The organism is Rathayibacter sp. VKM Ac-2759, from assembly GCF_009834225.1.
Lineage (GTDB): Bacteria > Actinomycetota > Actinomycetes > Actinomycetales > Microbacteriaceae > Rathayibacter.
Genome location: NZ_CP047176.1, coordinates 1,278,193 through 1,297,000 on the forward strand (window position 1 = coordinate 1,278,193; position 18,808 = coordinate 1,297,000).

Consider the following 18,808-nt stretch of genomic DNA (forward strand, 5'->3'; position numbering starts at 1 on the left):
CCTCGATCGGACCGCGGAGAGGTCCTCGACGAGCGTCAGGACGCGTCCTTGACCATCCCGCGCACCGAGAGCTGAGCGAGGACGGGACGGTGGTCGCTCCCGGCGTCGTCGTGGTCCTCGAGGACCGTGTAGCCCGACACGTCCCAGCGGCCCGAGAAGAGCACGTGGTCGATCGGGGCGCCGAGCACGGCGGGCAGCGACGTGGGCCACGTCCCCACCGCCGCGGCGTTCGCGAGGGTGCCGGAGTCGGAGCAGGCGCCGAGCGCGGCGGTGCCGGGGATCCCGCTCCAGTGGTCGACGGTGGAGTTCAGGTCGCCGAGGACCACGACGTCGTCCTCGGTGCTGCAGAGCGCGGCGAGCCGGCTGAGGTCGCTGCTCCAGTCGTCCATCACCCCGGGGATCGGCGGGACCGCGTGCACGGCCGCGATGACGGGCCGGTCGGGCGTGTCCGGCCGGGCGACGAGGGAGGCGTAGGTGCCCGTGGGGACGGTCTCGGCGTCGACCGCGTAGGTGCCGAGGGAGGCGGCGAGCAGGAGAGCGGTCCCCGCGATCCCCTCGTCGCCGGCGGCGTAGTGCACGGTCATCGGCAGCCCGGCGGCGCCGAGCGCGTCGGCGACCCCCTGCGCCGACTCCGGTGACACCTCGACGAGGGCGAGCGCGTCGACGGCGTTCTCGGCGGCGACCGCGGCGATGGTCTCGACGGGCACCGTGTCGAGCACGTTCCAGCTCAGCACCCGCAGGTCGGCGAGGCGGTGGGCCCGCGGGGGAGTGGAGTCGTACCCGCGGAACACCTGGAGCCCCGCGAGGACCAGGGCGAAGGCGAGGCCGAGCGCGCCGACGGCGAGGGCGAGACGCCGGATCGGGCGCACGAGCACGGCGATCACGACGAGGACGACCGCGACGCCGACCGCGGCGAGGGCGGTGGCCAGCCGGAACGACACGAGCTGGGCGAACGGCGTCTCGCGGACGATCCCGAAGAAACCGGGGGCCGCCGCCACGATCAGCACGATCGCCACTGCGGCTGCCACCGCGAACTTCACCAGTCTCGTCCCCATCCCGGCTCAGGTTAGGCCATCCACGCCCCGGGGGCCTGTCGGCGCGCGTCTACGATGGAGCGCATGCATGTCGCGGGAGGCCGGTTCGACCTCCACACCCACTCCCTCGTCTCGGACGGCACGGAGCCCCCCGAGGTCCTGGTGCGAGCGGCGGCCGCGGCGGGGCTCGCCGGAGTCGCCCTGACCGATCACGACTCGACGGCGGGCTGGCCGGCCGCGATCGCGGCGGCGGAGGACGCCGGCATCGAGCTGGTGCCGGGCATGGAGCTGTCCTCGCGGGCCGGCTGGGCGAGCGTGCACGTCCTCGCGTACCTCGTCGATCCGGAGGATCCGGGGCTCCTCGCCGAGACCACGCGCATCCGCTCGGAGCGGGTCCACCGCGCCGAGGCGATCGTGACCGCGATCGGCGCCGACTACGACCTGACCTGGGACGACGTGCTCGCGCAGACGAGCCCCGGCGCCACGATCGGGCGCCCGCACATCGCCGACGCCCTGGTCGCGCGCGGGCTCGCCGCCGACCGCTCCGCCGCGTTCGCGGGGATCCTCGACTGGCGCGGCGGCTACTTCCAGCCGCACTACGCCCCCGACCCGGTGGACGCCGTGCGCCTCGTCCGCGCCGCGGGCGGAGTCCCGGTGATCGCGCACCCGGCGGCCAGCTCGCGGGGGATCGCCGTCGAGCGGATGCTCCCCGAGCTCGTCGAGGCGGGGCTCTTCGGTCTCGAGGTCGAGCACCGCGAGAACACCCGCGACGGCAGGCGGAGGCTCCTCGAGCTCGCCGAGCGCTACTCGCTGGTCACCACGGGCTCGAGCGACTACCACGGCACGGGCAAGCCGAACCGGCTGGGTGAGAACACGACCGGCCGGGCGACGGTCGACGCGATCCGCGACGCCGCCGGCCGCTGACGGCGCACCGCCCCGGGGGATCCCTCGGGGCGGTGCGGTGGGTCAGACCTGGGTGTCGGGGCGCGGCGCGCGGTTGCGCGAGCGGGTGCGACGGCGCGGGGCGCTGTTGCCGTCGTGGTGCTCCTTGCTCTCGCTCGACGGGGCCGGGCCGGCCTGCGGGGCGGAGACCTCGGCGCTGCGGCGACGGGGCTCGCGCGGCTCGCGCTGACGGGTCGAGCGCTCGGGGCGCGCGTCGGCCTTCGCCTCGGCGGGGATCGGGGTCGGCTTGAGCCGGCCCTTCGTCCCGGCGGGGATGTCGAGGTCGGTGTAGAGGTGCGGCGACGACGAGTAGGTCTCGACCGGGTCCGGCTGGCCGAACTCGAGGGCGCGGTTGATGAGGGCCCACTTGTGCAGGTCCTCCCAGTCGACGAAGGTCACGGCGATGCCGGTCTTGCCGGCGCGGCCGGTGCGGCCGACGCGGTGCAGGTAGGTCTGGTCGTCGTCGGGGATCGTGTGGTTGATCACGTGGGTGACGTCGTTGACGTCGATGCCGCGCGCCGCCACATCGGTCGCGATGAGGATGTCCTTCTTGCCGGCCTTGAACGCCGCCATCGCCCGCTCGCGCTGCTCCTGGTTGAGGTCGCCGTGCACGGCCGCGGCGTTGAAGCCCCGGTCGTTCAGCTCCTCGACGATCCGGGCGGCCGCTCGCTTGGTGCGCGTGAAGATGACCGTCTTGCCGCGCCCCTCCGACTGGAGGATGCGGGCGATCACCTCGTCCTTGTCGAGCGAGTGCGCCCGGTAGACGATGTGCTTGATGTTGGCCTGCGTGATGCCCTCGTCGGGGTCGGTCGCGCGGATGTGGATGGGCCGGTTCATGAAGCGGCGCGCGAGCGCGACGATCGCGCCGGGCATCGTCGCCGAGAAGAGCATGGTGTGCCGGTTCGCCGGGGTCTGGGCGAAGAGCTTCTCGATGTCCGAGAGGAAGCCGAGGTCGAGCATCTTGTCGGCCTCGTCGAGCACCATCACCTGCACGTTCGCGAGCGACAGCAGGCGCTGACCGGCGAGGTCGAGGAGGCGGCCCGGGGTGCCGACGACGATCTGCGCGCCGGCCTTGAGCTGCTCGATCTGGCCCTCGTACGCCTTGCCGCCGTAGATCGAGACGATCTTGGTCGGCCGGTTCGAGGCGGCCAGCTCGATGTCCTCGGTGACCTGCACGGCGAGCTCGCGCGTCGGGACGACGATGAGCGCCTTGACGCCGGGCTCGGGGTCGGTGCCGAGCGCCTGGATGAGCGGGAGGCCGAACCCGAAGGTCTTGCCGGTGCCGGTCTTGGCCTGGCCGATGATGTCCTGCTTCTGCAGGGCCAGGGGGATCGTCTGCTCCTGGATGGGGAACGGCTCGAGGATGCCCTTCGAGGCGAGGGCGGCGACGATGTCGTCGTCGATGTTCAGGTCGGAGAATGTCACGGAGGTGAGCGCCTTACGTCTTGTACGGTCCACGCCCTGTACGACTCCGGGCGCTTAGGTCACCGATCCAGCGCCGGTGACGTCCCGGCGAGTCTATCCGCCCCCGCCTCCCGGGACCCGGAGGGCGCCCCCGACGCGCTCTACACTGATCGGATGGCAGCCTGGTTCCGACGTCGACGTCCCGCGGGCGACGCGCCGCGCCTCACGCCCCGCGGCGAGTCCTCGGCCAAGCGCGACCGCGTCGATCTCGCCGATCTGACCCCGGAGCTGCTGCCCTACCTCGGCCAGGTGGCCTACCTCCAGCTCGCGATCTTCGAGGCGCTCGCCCGCGCCGTCGCGTCGACGGAGGACCTCGCCGACAAGGAGGCGATCTCGGCCGCCGCCGGCACCGCGCTCGCGAAGCACCACGCCGTGGTCGCCGAGCTGCGCCGCCGCGAGGTGGAGCCGGGGGAGGCGATGGCCCCCTTCCGTCCGGCGATCGACACCTTCGAGCACCTGACGCGCGGCGCCGACCTGCACGAGACGCTGCTCTCGGCGTACATCACCGCGGGCCTGCTCGACGACTTCTTCATCCGGCTGACCGGCGGGCTGCCGAACGACGTCGGCCCGCGGATCGCGCAGACCCTCGGAGCCGACACCGGCGTCGACGGCCTGATCGCGATCCTCCGCCGCGAGATCGCCGCCGACGACCGGCTCGGCTCGCGACTGGCCGTCTGGGGCCGCCGTCTCGTCGGCGACACCCTGCTGGTCGCGCGCTCCGCGCTGATGGGCTCGGGCAACCACGATTCCGACGAGTCGCGGATCGAGCCGGTGTTCACCGAGCTGATCGCCTCGCACACCCGTCGGATGGACGCGCTCGGCCTGACCGCCTGACGCGGCCGCGCCGCACCGTCGGACGGCGGACCGGACCGGCTAGGGCGCGACCCGGCCCGCGAGCATCGCCTCGAGCGAGGCGTCGTCGCGCCGGGCGCGAGCGCGGCCGAGGCGCACGTCGACCAGGAGCACGACGACCGCGGCGACCACCAGGGTGATCGCCCAGATCAGCCCGCCGTCCCACGCGAGGCCCGCCCAGGTCAGCCCGACCCACACGGCCGCCGCGACGATCCCGCCGATCGCGGGGACCAGGACGGAGCCGTGCAGGTGGCGGTGCGGGAGCGAGTACCGCGCGGCGAGGCCGAGGAGCACACCGCCGAGGGTGATGAAGAGGAGTTCCATGGCTCGCCCCGGTGCGAGGGTCTAGGCGACGAAGCCGACGCGGCGCGACTCCTCGGAGCCGACCTCGACGAAGGCGATGGTCTCGGTCGGGATGATGTAGATCTTCCCCTTCTCGTCGCGCAGGCGGAGGACCTTGGTGCCGGCCTCGAGAGCGGTGGTCACCGTCTTCTCGACCTCGCTGACGGACATCGAGGACTCGAAGTTGAGCTCGCGCGGGGTGTTGACGATTCCGATACGGATTTCCACCAGCAGTGCCTTTCGGGAGGGGATGTGCTGTCACGATACGGCACCGTGCGACGGCGCCGAGGCGGGTTTCGCGCTGAGCGGACCCCGGCGTCGGGACGGGATCCGCGCGGAGCCGACCGCCCGTCGCGCAGAGCGCGAGGAGTGTCGGAGGTCTTCGTTAGCGTGGTCGCGTGACTGCTCCCGGAACTCCGATCGCCCCCACCGCGAAGGCCCCCGCGGGCCCGGCGCAGGGGCTGCTCGACGCGTCGCAGCGCGCGGTGCTCGAGCTGCCGGAGGGGCGCAGCGCCGCGGTCCTCGGGGCGCCGGGGTCGGGCAAGACCACCACGATCGTCGAGCTGGTGGCCGAGCGGGTGCTCGAGCGCGGCTACGCTCCGGAGTCGATCGTCGTGCTCGCGGCCAGCCGCACCGCCGCGACGGCCCTGCGCGACGTGCTGGCGCTGCGCCTCGACGTGCCGACCAGGGGCCCGCTGGCGCGGACCGCGACGTCCCTGGCGTTCGAGGCGGTGACCGCCTCCGCGAAGGAGCGCGGGGTCGAGCGGCCGACGCTGCTCACCGGCGGCGAGCAGGACGCGCTGCTCTCCGAGCTGATCGAGGGGCACCTGGTCGAGGGCACGGGCCCCCGCTGGCCCGACGAGTTCAGCCCGGAGGTCCTCCGGCTGCGCACCTTCCGCACCGAGCTCCGCGAGTTCGGGATGCGGGCGACCGAGCACGGCCTCGACTCCACCGCCGTCCGCAGGCTCGCCGTCGACGCCGACCGCGGCGAGTGGGCGGCCGCGGCGAGCGTGCTCGACGAGCTCCGCGACGTCGTCGACTGGATGGCGCCCGAGGCGGGCACCCGCCTCGATGCGGCCGAGTTCGCGGCGTTCGCGGCCGAGGCGATCCGCTCCGGCGGCGGGGGCGAGCGCATCACGGCGCTGCGCCTCGTCGTCGTCGACGATCTGCAGGAGGCGAGCGAGTCGACCGTCGTGCTGCTGCGCGCCCTCGCCGAGCGCGGAGTGGCGGTGATCGCGTTCGGCGATCCCGACGTGGCGACGAGCGCGTACCGCGGCGCCGCCTCCGACACCCTCGGCCGGTTCGCGAGCAGCATCGGCGTGCGCGACGCCGAGACGCTGGTGCTCGGCCGCGTGCACCGGCACACGGCGGCGCTGCGCTCGCTCGTGACCGGAGCGACCCAGCGGATCGGCACCGCGGCGGCAGGGCGGCAGCGCGCGGCGGTGGCCGAGCCGGACGCCGAGGGGGCGCCGGCGCCGGTCCTCGTGCTGCACGCGCCGACGCCGGCGCGCGAGGCGGCGACGATCGCGAGGCTCCTGCGCGAGCGGCGGCTGCGCGACGCGGTGCCGTGGCGGCGGATGGCGGTGGTCGTCCGCTCCGGCGCCGCGGTGCAGCCGCTCGTCAAGGCGCTCGCCGTCGCCGAGGTCCCCACCCGCTCGGTGCTGGCCGGTCGCGCGCTCCGAGACGACCACGCCGCTCGCTCGCTCCTGGTGCTGGTGGGCGTCGCGATCGGCGAGCGCCCGCTCGACGCCGAGCTGGCGGCCGAGCTGCTGCTCGGGCCCTTCGGCGGCGTCGACCGGCTCGGGCTCCGCCGGCTCCGGCTCGCGCTCCGCGCCGAGGAGCTCGCGGGCGACGGGATCCGCGCGAGCGACCCGCTCCTGGTCGAGGCGCTGTCGGCGCCCGGTCGCTTCGCCACCATCGACTCCGCGCCGGCCCGGCAGGCCGAGCGCCTGGCCGTCTCGATCGACCGGGTGCGCCGCCTCCACGACGAGGGGGGATCGATCGAGGAGCTGCTGTGGTCGGCCTGGGAGTCCAGCAGGGTCGCGTCGTCGTGGCGCGAACTCTCGCTCGGCACGGGGCTGACCGCCGCCGAGGCGAACCGCAACCTCGACGGAGTCGTGGCACTCTTCAGCGCCGCACGGCGCTTCGTCGAGCGCGCCGCCGGCGACTCGGCCGCCGGATTCGTCACCGAGATCCTCGAGGCCGAGGTCCCCGAGGACTCCCTGGCGCCCCGCTCGCTCGAGGACGCGGTGCTGATCGGCACGCCCTCCTCCGTCGTCGGGCTCGAGTTCGACGTGGTCGTGATCGCGCGGCTCCAGGACGGCGTCTGGCCGAACCTCCGCCAGCGCGGCTCGCTCCTCGACCCCGACGGCCTGATCCTGGCCTCCCGCGGCGAGGGCGGTCTGCCACTCGACGCCCGCAAGGCCACGCTCGACGACGAGCTGCGGATGTTCGCCCTCGCCGCCTCCCGCGCGAGGCGCCAGCTGGTGCTCAGCGCCGTCGCCGGCGAGGACGAGACGCCGTCCCTCTTCTTCCGGCTCACGCCACCCGACGCGCCGCGACTGGACGCGGCCTCCGCCGTGCCGCTGACCCTCCGCGGCGCCGTCGCGGGCCTCCGCCGAACGTCGACGACGCCGAACGCGTCCGACGCCCCCGCGGCGATCCGCGGGCTCCGCGCCCTCGCGCTCGCCGAGGTCGCCGGGGCCGACCCGTCCTCCTGGTACGGCGTGCTCGAGCCGTCGACGAGCGAGCCGCTGTTCGACCTCGGCGACCCCGAGCGGCCCGTCTCGGTCTCGCCGAGCCGCCTCGAGGCCTTCGAGAAGTCACCGCTCGACTGGTTCGTCGACGCCGTCTCGGGATCGACGACGAGCACCGCGATGGGCGTCGGCACCCTCGTGCACTGGGTGCTCGAGAACGCCGACGAGCCCGACACCGAGGCGCTCTGGTCGGCGCTGGAGGCGCGCTGGCCCGAGCTGGTGTTCGAGTCGCCGTGGCTGGGGGAGCGGCAGAAGCGCCTCACCCGCCGCCTCGTGGAGGGGCTCGCCGACTACCTCCGCGACTTCGAGCGCGCCGGCGGCCAGGTGCTCGGCCGCGAGCAGCAGTTCGAGATCGATCTGCCGCCCGCGCGGGTGCGCGGCTCGATCGACCGGGTCGAGCGCGACCGCGACGGAGCGGTGACGATCGTCGACCTCAAGACCGGTCGCAGCATCCCTCGACAGGCCGACATCGCCGAGCACGCGCAGCTCGGCAGCTACCAGCTGGCGGTCGCGAGCGGCGCGATCGAGGCGGCCGGATCGGCGGCCGAGGGCGGGGCCAAGCTGCTCTTCGTCGCCAAGGGGGTGCGCGGGAGGAGCTACCGCGAGGTCGAGCAGCCGCGCTTCGGCGAGGAGGAGCTCGCCCGGCTGCGCGAGCGGGTCGTTGAGGCCGCGACCGGGATGGCGGCGGCCGAGTTCTCGGGGCTGCTCGACGCCGTGCCCTTCTCTCCCGGCGACGCCCTGCGCTACCGGATCCACGCCGTGCCGGAGGTGTCGGGGGACGGCCTGCTGCGCGTCGACGAGCCAGAGGACGATGCGACAGCAGAAGAGGACGAGGAGGAGAAGCCGTGATCGACGCCCTCACCATCGCCGAGCGCCTCGACCTGCGCCCGCCCACCGCCGAGCAGCGGGCCGTCATCGAGGCTCCGCTCGAGCCGGCCCTCGTGGTCGCGGGAGCGGGCAGCGGCAAGACCGAGACGATGGCGAACCGGGTGCTGTGGCTCCTGGCCAACGGGCTCGCGGCTCCGTCCGACGTCCTCGGGCTGACCTTCACCAGGAAGGCCGCCGCCGAGCTCGGCGAGCGCATCGGCCGCCGCATCGATCAGCTCGGAGCGGCGGGACTGCTGCCGCTCGCGCCCGGGCAGTCCGAGCCCGATCCGTTCGAGGCGGCGACCGTCTCGACCTACAACGCCTTCGCCAACACGATCTTCCGCGACAACGCGGCGCTCATCGGGCGCGAGGGCGATGCGACCGTCCTGTCCGAGGCGTCGGCCTGGCACCTGGCCCGCGGCGTCGTCGCCGACACGGTCGACCCGCGGATCCTCGAGGTCGAGGCGAGCCTCGACCGGCTCACCGACCTGGTCGTGTCCCTCGCGCACGACCTCGCCGACAACCTCGCCGACCCGGTCGCCGTCGCCGCCTTCGCCGAGGACTTCCTCCGGCTCGGCGAGCTGCCCCGCGGCTCGAGCGGCAGCGGGATGTACCGCGAGCTCGAGCGGGCGCTCCAGGCGGTCGGGGCGCTGCCGATCCTGACGTCGCTCGCCGAGCGGTTCCAGGAGGCGAAGGCCGATCGCGGCTTCGTCGAGTTCTCGGACCAGGTCGCGCTCGCGCTGCGCATCACCGAGCGCGTGCCGCGGATCGTCGACGAGCACCGAGCCCGCTACCGCGTCGTGCTCCTCGACGAGTACCAGGACACCTCCGTCCTCCAGACGCGGCTGCTCGCCCGGCTCTTCGCCGAGCAGGGCGTGATGGCCGTGGGCGACCCGCACCAGTCGATCTACGGCTGGCGGGGCGCGAGCGCCGAGGGACTCGGGCGCTTCGCGGTCGACTTCGGCTCGGCGCACCGCTTCTCCCTCTCGACGAGCTGGCGCAACGGCCACGGGGTCCTCGCCGCGGCGAACGCGATCGTCGCGCCCCTCGCGGTCGGCAGCGCCGTCCCCGTCGACCGGCTCGCCGCCGGCCCCGGAGCGAGCGGGCACCCCGTCGAGCTGACCTTCCCCGAGACGATCGACGAGGAGGCCGACGACGTCGCCCGCTGGTTCGCCGGGCGGCTGGCCGAGACCCCGGAGCCGCCCTCGGCGGCGGCGCTGTTCCGCGTCCGCGCCCACATGGACCGCTTCGCCGCGGCTCTGTCGCGGCACGGCGTCCGGTATCACATCCTCGGGATCGGCGGCCTGCTGCGGCAGCCCGAGATCGCCGACCTGGTCGCCGCGCTGACGGTCGTCGAGGATCCGGCAGCCGGCAGCGAGCTCGTGCGCCTGCTCGCCGGCGCGCGCTGGCGGCTCGGCGTGCGCGACCTCAAGGCGCTGCGCGACCTCGCCTCCTGGCTCGCCTCGCGCGATCACGCGCACCGCCTGCTGCCGGAGGAGGTCCGCGAGCGGATGCGCGCCTCCGTCACCGAGGGCGAGGGCGGCTCGATCGTCGAGGCTCTCGACTTCATCGCCTCGCGCCGCCCGGGGGAGGACGGCCTGCTCGACCACTCCGCCCTCGGCGCGTTCAGCGAGGAGGGGCTGCGGCGCCTGCACGACGCGGGCACGCTGTTCGCCCGCCTCCGAAGCCGCGCCGGGCTCGACCTGCTCGACTTCGTGACCCTCGTCGAGCAGGAGCTAGGCCTCGACATCGAGGTGGAGGCCAACGAGACCCGTGGCGACGGCCGCGCCAACCTCGAGGCGTTCCGCGAGGCGGCGGCGGGATACCTGCAGACCGACGACCGCGGGGCGGGCACCGGATCCTCGCTCCGCGGCTTCCTCCGCTGGCTCGTCCTCGCCGACAAGCGCGACGGCCTCGCCCCGCGTCCGGAGGACCCGGAGCCGGGCACCGTGCAGCTGCTCACGATCCACGGCTCGAAGGGCCTCGAGTGGGATCTCGTCGCGGTGCCCCGGCTCGTCGACGGCGAGCTCCCGGGCACGCCGATCGAGGGCTTCCGCGGCTGGGTGCGACTCGGGGCGATGCCCTACGCCTTCCGCGGCGACGCGGCCGAGCTGCCCGACCTCGCCTGGCAGGGCTGCACGACGCAGAAGGAGGTCGTCGACGCGATGACCGCGTTCGGCGACACCCTGCGCGAGCGCAACGAGTCGGAGGAGCGCCGCCTCGCGTACGTCGCCGTCACCCGCGCCCGGCACCACCTGCTCCTCAGCGGCTCGTGGTGGGCCGGTCAGTCCAAGCCCCGGGGGCCGGGGGTGTTCCTCCGCGATCTGGAGGCCGCCGACACCATCCCGGAGCTGCCGGCCGAGCCTCAGAACCTCGAGAACCCGCTCGAGCAGGCGCCGCGCACCTTCCGCTGGCCGCACGACCCCCTGGGCGCCCGCGGCGACCGGGTCCGCGCCGCCGCCGAGCGGGTCCGGGTCGCCGAGCCCGCGCTCCTCGGCGCGCGCGGCGACGACATCCGGCTCCTGCTCGCCGAGCGGGCGGTGCGCCTGGGCGGAGGAGAGCGCGTCGCCCTCCCCACCCGCATCCCCGCCTCGCGCTTCAAGGACATCGTGAGCAGCCCCGCCGAGGTCACCGCCCAGCTGCGCCGGCCGATGCCCGAGCGGCCCTACCGGCAGACCCGGCTCGGCACGACCTTCCACTCCTGGGTCGAGAACCGCTTCGGCATCCAGGGCGGAGCCGAGGCCGTCGACACCTTCCCCGACGAGATCGACGACGCGGGCGAGACGAGTGTCGAGCAGGAGCGGTTGTCCGCGCTGATCGCGACCTTCGAGCGCTCGGAGTGGGCCGACCGCCGGCCGGAGGCCGTCGAGATCGAGATCCACCTGCAGCTCGCCGGGCACGTCGTCGTCTGCAAGCTCGACGCCGTCTACCCGACCGCGGAGGGGTACCAGATCGTCGACTGGAAGACCGGCCGCGCACCTCGGGACGCGGCCGATCTCGAGCTCAAGCAGTTCCAGCTCGCGCTCTACCGCCTGGCCTTCTCCCGCTGGCGCGGGGTCCCGCTCGAGAGCGTCGACGCCGTGTTCTACTTCGTCGCCGACGACCTCGTGCTGCGTCCCGAGCGCTTCTACTCGGAGCGGGAGCTCGCGGAGTCGCTGTCCTCGGCCACGGGGGCGAGCCCGCGCCCGTGAGCGGAGGAGCCGGTGCGGGCGCCGGGGGTGCGGTTCAGCAGCTCCTCGACCTCCGACACCTCGAGCACCGGGCCCGTGTCGGTCGAGAGCGGGGCCGACAGATCGCCGAGCACGCTGTCGACGAGGGTGTCGAGCATGCCGACCGCGTCGTCGACGATCGTCGCGTCGCCGGTCTCGGTGCCGTGCAGCAGCCAGCGCGCGAGCTCGAGCTCGGCGTAGAGCTGGGCGCGCTGGCGCACCGCGCGGTCGACGGCGCCCGCGCGCATCCGCGAGTACGCCGACAGCGCCGTGCCCGAGCCCGGAGCGCTCAGGAGCCAGTGCAGGTCGCGGGCCGGGTCGCCGACCCGGAGGGCGGCCCAGCCGAGCACCGCGGTGACGACCTCGCCCGAGCGCAGGAACGAGTCCGAGGTCATCGAGCCGTTGACGACCGTCGGGTCGAACTGCCAGAGCGACTCGTCCGACGACGCCGACTCCCACCGGGCGACCAGCGCCGCGGGCACGTGACCCGTGTCGGCGGCGCGCTCGATCACGGCGACCGTCTCGTTGACGCTGTCGCGGGTGGACGAGACCGGCAGCCCCGCCTCCTGGACGAACGAGGCCGGCAGCGAGTGGATCGCCCCGATCGCGCGGCCCACCGAGTCGGCGAGCCCGCTCGAGGCGGCGACGTCGTCGATCAGGACGCGGTCGCCCTCGAGGTACTCGTAGACGACGGCGCGCGTGCCGTCGAACGTGGTCTGGCCGACGCTCGCCTGCAGGTCGAACGGCAGCCGGCTGCGGATGCCGGCGGTGAGCGCGCGGAGGGCGACGAGGTCGCCGAGCTGCTCCTGCTCGGCCAGTGCGGAGGTGGGGACCCGCACGATCAGCCGGGCGCCGTCGCGCGTGGTCAGCAGGGCGGAGTCGAAGTCGCCGTGCGTCGAGTGGGTGAACGGGCGCGCGGAGCGGACGTCGAGGCCCTCGACGGCCGAAGTGGCCAGCGCGGCTAGAGTGAGATGGGTTCTGGCCATGGGTTCTAGGTTAGGTCGCCGGGCGCCCGACCGGCCCGACCGCCACGCGCTGTCCCGCCGATGCGGGCGTCGGCCGAGCCTCCTCCGCACACCTTCAGAGAGAGCCACGCATGCCAGTGCCCTTCGCCGACCGCCTCCCTCTCTCTCGCCAGGCCGCCGACCGCGACTACCTCGCGCGCGCGCGACCGGCGCTCTACGACGAGCTGCTCGGCGACGAGGCGACGCGGGTGCTGCCGCTCTGGAAGGACAGGGCGCTCGTCGACGGCGACAGGCTCGTGCTCCGCAGCGCTCAGGAGGTGACCGCGGGCACCCTCCGCGTCTACCTCGGCCGCACGACCGTCGACGCCGACGGCGAGCCGGCGGGCACCCCCGTCATCGCGACCGTGCTGACCGACGCGGCCGCCGCCGAGCTCGAGCCCGACGAGGAGCGCTGGAGCGGCCTCCGCCCCGTCGCCGAGAAGCTCAGCGACCGCGACGCGGGCCTCTTCACCGAGGCGCTCGCGATCGTCAACTGGCACGCCTCCCACGGCTACTCGCCCCGTAACGGCGACCCGACGGTCGTCGAGCAGGGCGGATGGGTGCGCCGCTCGCCGTCCGACGGCAGCCAGGTCTTCCCGCGGACCGACCCCGCGATCATCGTCTGCGTCCTCGACGCCGACGACCGCCTCCTCCTCGGCTCGAACGCGATGTGGGGCAACGACCGCTTCTCGCTCCTGGCCGGCTTCGTCGAGCCGGGGGAGTCGCTCGAGGCCGCCGTCGTCCGCGAGATCTTCGAGGAGTCCGGGATGCGCGTCGTCGACCCGCAGTACCTCGGCTCGCAGCCCTGGCCGTTCCCCGCCTCGCTGATGGTCGGCTTCACCGCGCGCCTCGCGGCCGATCAGGCGCCCTCCGCTCTCAAGCCCGACGGCGAGGAGATCGTGGAGCTGCGCTGGTTCACCCGGCAGCAGCTGCACGACTCGCTCGAGTCCGTGCTCCTGCCCGGCCGCTCCTCCATCGCCCGCGCGATGATCGAGGACTGGTACGGAGGCGAGCTGGAGAACGGTCCGATCCTCGCGTGAGCCTGCTCGACGGTCTCGACGAGGGGCAGCGCGAGGCGGCGGAGGCGCTGCTCGGCCCGGTCTGCGTGCTCGCGGGCGCCGGCACCGGCAAGACCCGCACCATCACGCACCGGATCGCGCACGGCGTCGCGACCGGCGTCTACACGCCCAGCCGGGTGATGGCGCTGACCTTCACCAGCCGCTCGGCGGCCGAGCTGCGCACCCGCCTCCGGGTCCTCGGCGCCGGGGGCGTCCAGGCCCGCACCTTCCACGCGGCCGCTCTCTCGCAGCTGAGCTACTTCTGGCCGCAGCTGGTCGGCGGCACGATGCCCCAGCTGCTCGACAACAAGGCCCGGCTGCTCGGGCACGCGGCGGAGCGACTCCGCCTGAAGCTCGACACCGCGACACTGCGCGATCTCTCGGCCGAGATCGAGTGGCGGAAGGTCTCGGCGCTCTCGCTCGAGCAGTACGCCGTCGCGGCGCGCACCCGCGCGCAGCCCGGCCGCCTGACGCTCGAGCAGACCGTCGCGCTCGTCGACGAGTACGAGGGCCTCAAGGACCAGCGCCGGCAGATCGACTTCGAGGACGTCCTGCTCGTCACGGCGGGCATGCTCGAGTCGGAGCCGGCGATGGCGATGCAGGTGCGCGAGCAGTACCGCTTCTTCGTCGTCGACGAGTACCAGGACGTCTCGCCGCTCCAGCAGCGGCTGCTCGAGCTGTGGCTCGGCGACCGCAGCGATCTCTGCGTCGTCGGCGACGCCAGCCAGACCATCTACTCGTTCGCCGGCGCGAAGGCCGACTACCTCCTGGACTTCGCCGCCCGCTGGCCCGCGGCGACGGTGGTGCGGCTCGAGGAGAACTACCGCTCGGCCCCTCCGATCGTGCACACCGCGAACCGCCTGATGCGCGGGCGGCCCGGCGCGCTCGTCCTGCACTCCGTGAAGCCGGTCGAGGCTCCCGAGCCCGCCGTCGACGCGTACCCCGACGACATCGCGGAGGCGCGGGGGATCGCCGCGCGCGTCGCCGCCGACATCGAGGCGGGCGTGCGCCCCTCCGACATCGCCGTCCTCTTCCGCACCAACTCGCAGTCGGCCGTGATCGAGCACGCCCTCGGCGAGCGAGGCGTCAGCGCGCACATGCGCGGCGGCAAGCGCTTCTTCGACCTCCCCGAGGTGAAGCAGGCCGTCATGCAGCTGCGCGCCGCCTCGGTGTCGATCGCGAACGAGCCGCTGTTCAAGTCGGTGAGCGACGTGCTGCGCTCGCTCGGCTGGAGCGCGGAGCCGCCGAGCGCTCCCGGCGCCGTCCGCGATCGCTGGGAGTCGCTGGACACGCTCGCCCGGCTCGTCGACGAGGCCCCGGCCGACTGGACCTTCAAGCAGTTCACCGACGACCTGCTCGCCCGGCAGCAGGGGCACCACGAGCCCGATCGCGCGGCGGTGACCCTCGCGACCTTCCACTCGGCGAAGGGCCTGGAGTGGGAGTCGGTGCACCTGATGGGCCTCGCGGAGGGCCTGGTCCCGATCTCGTACGCGAGCGGCCTCGAGGCGATCGACGAGGAGCGCCGCCTCCTCTACGTCGGCATCACCCGTGCCCGGCGCCGGCTGAGGCTCTCGTGGTCGGGCTCGACGGTCGGGCGGGTCACGCGGAGGGAGCCGTCGCGGTTCCTCGCCGAGATCGGCCCGCGGCCGTCGGGAGCACCGGCGCAGGGAGGGCCCGGCACGCGCAGTCGCGGTGCGGCTCCAGCGGGCGCTCGCTGAACGCTCCGGACGCGTCGGAGTAGGTCCGCACGCAGCTGCTCAGCCCGGTCCACCCCGCGAGCAGCCGGCGCAGCACGGCATCGGCCGCTGCGACGGCCATCGCGGCGCTGGCCAGCGGCGTCCGGGTCGGAGCGGTCCGCCCGAGCACCTGGATGATCAGCCGCGGCCAGTCGGGGTCGAGGTCGATCCGGTCGCGGTCGGCGCAGTGCAGGCACGGGCCCCGGCCGGGCTCGACCAGCGGACCCAGCCGGACCGCCTCGTCGCCGAAGACCATCGGGAGGTGCGGCACGTCGGCCGCGAGCCAGTGCGCCGCGCGGGCCGGGGCGACCGCGAAGTCGGCGACGAGCACGGCCAGGTCGGGCACGGCGTCCTCGGTCACCAGCTCGCAGCCCTCTCCGCGGAGCAGCGTGCGGAGCGCGTCGGCGGCGGCGCCGACCCCCTCGATCGCGATCCGCGGCGGCACGGGCGGCGACGGATCGACGGAGCGCAGCAGCACCGGCCGCAGAGCGGCGAGCACGTGCTCGACCCGCGCCTCCGAGGCCCCGGCCCGCGTCGCGATCAGTCGCGCGGTCCCCGCGCTGGTCCCGAGGCGGAGGGCGTGCAGCAGCAGCTCCTCCGGGTAGCCGATCCCCTCGACGACCACCCGCGGGTGGTCGAGCCCGACCTGCATCGCCGTCGCCGAGCGCCAGAGGAGGGGGAAGCGGGGATCGAGCCGGAGGACCATCGGGTGATCATGGCCGACCGGCGCGATCCGGCGCTCGAGTTCTCCACAGGCCGGGCGGGCTCATACCGGGCGGGCTCGGACCGGGCGGCTCAGACCGGGCGGTCGCCCGTCGGTCCGGGGTCACCGGCGTCGCCGTCGGCCGGGGGAGTCGTGCCGTTCAGCAGCTCCTCCAGCGCGAGGTCCATCTCGTCGGGCTCCGGAGTCTCGCCCCGGGCCTCGGCGGTCAGCCGCGCGACCAGCGCCGCCGGGTCGTCGAGGTCGTCGGACCCCGGGAGCAGGTCGGGGTGCGACCACAGCGCGTCGCGCGCCTCCGGGCCGACCGCGTCGGTCACCGCCTGCCACATGGCGGCGGCCTCGCGGAGGCGGCGGGGGCGCAGCTCGAGGCCGACGAGCGTCGCGAAGGCCGACTCGGCGGGGCCGCCGGCGGCGCGGCGGCGGCGGACGGTCTCGGCGATCGCCCCGGCGCTCGGCAGCCGCGTGGTCGCCGCGGCGGTCACGACGTCGACCCAGCCCTCGATGAGGGCGAGCACGGTCTCGAGGCGGCCGTGCGCCGCGAGCTGCTCCTCGGTCTTGGGTGGGATGAGCGCGCCGCTGGTCATCGCGTCGCGCAGCTCCTCGGGGTTCGAGGGGTCGAAGTTCTCGGCGAGCTCCTCGAGGCGGGTCGTGTCGATGGTGATCCCGCGGGCGAAGTCGGTGATCTGGGAGATGAGGGCGAGGCGGAGCCACTTGCCGTGCCGGAAGAGGCGGGCGTGTGCGAGCTCGCGGACCGCGAGGTAGATCTGCACCTGGTCGACGGGGATGTCGAGGCCCTCGCCGAAGGCTGCGACGTTCTGCGGGAGGATCGCCGCGTCGTTCTCCTCGAGCAGCGGGATGCCGATGTCGCCGCCCGAGACGACCTCGGCGGCGAGCTGGCCGACGACCTGGCCGAGCTGGAGGGCGAACAGCGTCCCGCCGATGCCGCGCATCATGTTCTCGGCGCCGGCGATCATCGCCTGCATCTCCTCCGGGGCCTGATCGCGCATCACGCCGGTGAGCGCGTCCGAGATGCTCAGGGCGACCGGCTCCGCCAGCTGCGTCCAGACCGGCATCGTCAGCGCGATCCACTCCAGGCGGCTGAGCGAGCGCGGCGGGCGGGTCAGCTCCGACACGTACGCGACCTCATCGAGCCACAGGGCCGCGACGCCGAAGGCGCCGTCGAGCGGGGCGCGGACGCTGTCGGTCACCGGCGTCGAGTCGGCGCGGGCGATCTGCTTGGCCTGCTCGAGGGCGAGCGACCAGTTGATGCCGCCGTCCCCGCTCTGCTGCATCGCGCTCTGCAGCTGCGAGAGCAGGTTCTGCAGTGCGACCGGATCGTTCGGCAGTCCTGCCGCTCCGGCCAGCTGTGCAGGATCGATGGGTCCGTTCCCCGAGAGGAACTGCCGCAGCATCTCGCGGAACTCGTCCTCCGAGCCTCCGCCCGTTCGGTCCGCGCTGTCGCCTTCGGCCATGGGGATCAGCCCTTCCGTCGTTCGGGTCGAGCGGCCCGTGACGGGCCTGGACGGTGGGTCGGGCCTCGGTGGTGACACGACTCCCAGTCGTGCAGGCTACGTTAGCCCGAGCGTCCCGGGCGACGGCGTGAAGACGACCGTCCCCGCCCGAACCGCTTCCGCCCGCCGCGAACATCCCGGCGGAGCCGCTTCGCCATCGCCGTCAGGAAGGCCACCGTGTCGCTCTTCTCCGACGACCCGCGCTCCTCCGCTCCCCGCGGTCGACGCGCCTGGGTCGGACCGGTCGTCCTCTTCTCCGGGGTCGCGCTGGTCGTCGCCCTGGGCATCGCTCCCGCTCCCTACGTGATCGAGCAGCCGGGCCCGGTGTTCGACACGCTCGGCACCAGCGGCGAGGACGTGCCGCTCATCTCGATCCCCGACGAGACCACCTACCCCACGACGGGTGCGCTCGACATGCTCACCGTCTCCGTCGTCGGCAACCCCCAGAGCCTCCCGAACTGGGTCGAGGTCGCGAGCGCGTGGTTCGACCGCACCAAGGCCGTCGTCCCGGTCGAGCAGATCTTCCCCGCGACCACCACCGTCGAGGAGCGCGACGAGGCCAACCAGGCCGAGATGACCGACTCCCAACAGGAGGCGATCGCCGCCGCCCTCACGGATCTCGGCTACCCGGTGACCCAGCGGGTCTCGGTCGCTCAGATCCCCGACGGCTCGCCCTCCACGGGCGTCCTCGAGGCGGGGGACGAGGTGATCGCCGTCGAGGGAGCGCCCGTCGCCGATGTCGTCGCGCTGCGCGAGGCGGTGCAGGCGGCCGGCACCGCCGCCCCCGTCACCCTCACGATCGAGCGCGACGGAGCGCAGCAGGACGTCCAGGTCACCCCCGTCGACAACGAGGGGAGCGCGGTCATCGGCATCGTCGCCGGCGCGGTCTTCGACTTCCCGTTCGAGGTGGACATCCAGCTCGACGACGTCGGCGGGCCGAGCGCCGGCATGATGTTCGCGCTCGGGATCATCGACAAGCTCACCGAGGGGTCCCTCAACGGAGGCGAGCAGGTCGCCGGGACCGGCACGATCGACGCCGCGGGCGAGGTCGGCCCGATCGGCGGCATCCGCCAGAAGATGTTCGGGGCCGTCGGCGCCGGCGCCACCCACTTCCTCGCGCCGAGCCGGAACTGCGGCGAGGTCGTCGGCCACGTGCCCGACGGCCTCGAGGTGCTGAGCGTGTCGACGCTCGACGAGGCGCTCTCGGCACTCGAGGGGATCGCCGCGGGCGACACCTCCGGGCTGCCGACCTGCGACGGGGCGACTCCGATCGGCTGAGCCCGGCGGGGGCGACGCTCAGGTGGGCGGGAGA

14 protein-coding genes are annotated in these 18,808 nt (G+C 74.1%); 7 read left to right on the forward strand and 7 right to left on the reverse strand.

The genetic code is table 11. The features are described from left to right. Positions 1-35: 35 nt before the first annotated feature. On the reverse strand, positions 36-1,055 hold the full coding sequence (locus GSU68_RS05800; RefSeq protein ID WP_159906306.1) for an endonuclease/exonuclease/phosphatase family protein: 1,020 nt from the start codon (positions 1,053-1,055) through the stop codon (positions 36-38). 63 nt (positions 1,056-1,118) lie between these two features. Here GSU68_RS05800 and GSU68_RS05805 point away from each other — a divergent pair, with 63 nt between their 5' ends. Next, positions 1,119-1,958: a PHP domain-containing protein gene (locus GSU68_RS05805; protein ID WP_159906308.1), complete on the forward strand. Its 840-nt coding sequence runs from the start codon at positions 1,119-1,121 to the stop codon at positions 1,956-1,958. Between the two features lie 42 nt (positions 1,959-2,000). On the opposite strand, the gene GSU68_RS05810 is transcribed toward GSU68_RS05805, so the two are convergent. Next, positions 2,001-3,401 (reverse strand): DEAD/DEAH box helicase, encoded by a 1,401-nt coding sequence (locus GSU68_RS05810; protein ID WP_159906310.1) that lies wholly within the window; start codon positions 3,399-3,401, stop codon positions 2,001-2,003. Positions 3,402-3,554: 153 nt separating this feature from the next. On the opposite strand from GSU68_RS05810, the gene GSU68_RS05815 reads away from it, so the two are divergent. Next, entirely contained in the window at positions 3,555-4,274 is a 720-nt protein-coding gene (locus GSU68_RS05815; RefSeq protein WP_159906312.1) for a ferritin-like fold-containing protein, read from the forward strand. Between the two features lie 39 nt (positions 4,275-4,313). On the opposite strand, the gene GSU68_RS05820 is transcribed toward GSU68_RS05815, so the two are convergent. Further along, a complete protein-coding gene (locus GSU68_RS05820) occupies positions 4,314-4,616 on the reverse strand; it encodes a hypothetical protein (protein ID WP_159906314.1) in 303 nt (100 codons plus the stop codon). A 21-nt stretch (positions 4,617-4,637) separates the two neighbouring features. Continuing rightward, on the reverse strand, positions 4,638-4,862 hold the full coding sequence (locus GSU68_RS05825) for a DUF3107 domain-containing protein (protein ID WP_159906316.1): 225 nt from the start codon (positions 4,860-4,862) through the stop codon (positions 4,638-4,640). A gap of 170 nt (positions 4,863-5,032) precedes the next feature. Here GSU68_RS05825 and GSU68_RS05830 point away from each other — a divergent pair, with 170 nt between their 5' ends. Together GSU68_RS05830 and GSU68_RS05835 are read left to right on the forward strand one after the other, a co-directional pair. Continuing rightward, positions 5,033-8,239, forward strand: a complete 3,207-nt coding sequence (locus tag GSU68_RS05830) for an ATP-dependent DNA helicase (protein WP_159906318.1) — start codon at positions 5,033-5,035, stop codon at positions 8,237-8,239. Further along, positions 8,236-11,448, forward strand: coding sequence for an ATP-dependent DNA helicase (locus GSU68_RS05835; RefSeq protein ID WP_159906320.1), 3,213 nt, complete (start codon positions 8,236-8,238; stop codon positions 11,446-11,448). The genes GSU68_RS05830 and GSU68_RS05835 overlap by 4 nt, the downstream gene beginning before the upstream one ends. Here GSU68_RS05835 and GSU68_RS05840 read toward each other — a convergent pair. Continuing rightward, a complete protein-coding gene (locus GSU68_RS05840) occupies positions 11,385-12,452 on the reverse strand; it encodes a phosphotransferase (protein WP_159906322.1) in 1,068 nt (355 codons plus the stop codon). The two genes, GSU68_RS05835 and GSU68_RS05840, sit on opposite strands and share 64 nt — an antisense overlap. A gap of 110 nt (positions 12,453-12,562) precedes the next feature. Between GSU68_RS05840 and nudC the strand changes: the two genes are divergently transcribed. Both nudC and GSU68_RS05850 read left to right on the forward strand, forming a co-directional pair. Continuing rightward, entirely contained in the window at positions 12,563-13,510 is a 948-nt protein-coding gene (gene nudC / locus GSU68_RS05845) for an NAD(+) diphosphatase (protein WP_159906324.1), read from the forward strand. Further along, positions 13,507-15,246 carry an ATP-dependent helicase gene (locus tag GSU68_RS05850; RefSeq protein WP_159906326.1) on the forward strand — a complete coding sequence of 580 codons (1,740 nt, stop codon included), beginning with the start codon at positions 13,507-13,509 and terminating at the stop codon, positions 15,244-15,246. The genes nudC and GSU68_RS05850 overlap by 4 nt, the downstream gene beginning before the upstream one ends. Here GSU68_RS05850 and GSU68_RS05855 read toward each other — a convergent pair. Then, complete coding sequence (locus GSU68_RS05855; RefSeq protein ID WP_159906328.1) at positions 15,128-15,970, reverse strand: hypothetical protein; 843 nt, start codon at positions 15,968-15,970, stop codon at positions 15,128-15,130. The genes GSU68_RS05850 and GSU68_RS05855 overlap by 119 nt on opposite strands. A gap of 89 nt (positions 15,971-16,059) precedes the next feature. After that, a complete protein-coding gene (locus GSU68_RS05860; RefSeq protein WP_159906330.1) occupies positions 16,060-17,457 on the reverse strand; it encodes a zinc-dependent metalloprotease in 1,398 nt (465 codons plus the stop codon). Between the two features lie 216 nt (positions 17,458-17,673). Between GSU68_RS05860 and GSU68_RS05865 the strand changes: the two genes are divergently transcribed. Beyond that, positions 17,674-18,774 carry a S16 family serine protease gene (locus GSU68_RS05865; RefSeq protein WP_159906332.1) on the forward strand — a complete coding sequence of 367 codons (1,101 nt, stop codon included), beginning with the start codon at positions 17,674-17,676 and terminating at the stop codon, positions 18,772-18,774. Positions 18,775-18,808: the final 34 nt, after the last annotated feature.

Bases quoted from the DNA above. Each gene is read 5' to 3' on its own strand.
- GSU68_RS05820 (WP_159906314.1), bottom strand. From the start codon at position 4,616: ATGGAACTCCTCTTCATCACCCTCGGCGGTGTGCTCCTCGGCCTCGCC.
- GSU68_RS05805 (WP_159906308.1), top strand. From the start codon at position 1,119: ATGCATGTCGCGGGAGGCCGGTTCGACCTCCACACCCACTCCCTCGTC.
- GSU68_RS05860 (WP_159906330.1), bottom strand. From the start codon at position 17,457: ATGGCCGAAGGCGACAGCGCGGACCGAACGGGCGGAGGCTCGGAGGAC.
- nudC (WP_159906324.1), top strand. From the start codon at position 12,563: ATGCCAGTGCCCTTCGCCGACCGCCTCCCTCTCTCTCGCCAGGCCGCC.
- GSU68_RS05815 (WP_159906312.1), top strand. From the start codon at position 3,555: ATGGCAGCCTGGTTCCGACGTCGACGTCCCGCGGGCGACGCGCCGCGC.
- GSU68_RS05800 (WP_159906306.1), bottom strand. From the start codon at position 1,055: ATGGGGACGAGACTGGTGAAGTTCGCGGTGGCAGCCGCAGTGGCGATC.
- GSU68_RS05840 (WP_159906322.1), bottom strand. From the start codon at position 12,452: ATGGCCAGAACCCATCTCACTCTAGCCGCGCTGGCCACTTCGGCCGTC.
- GSU68_RS05855 (WP_159906328.1), bottom strand. From the start codon at position 15,970: ATGGTCCTCCGGCTCGATCCCCGCTTCCCCCTCCTCTGGCGCTCGGCG.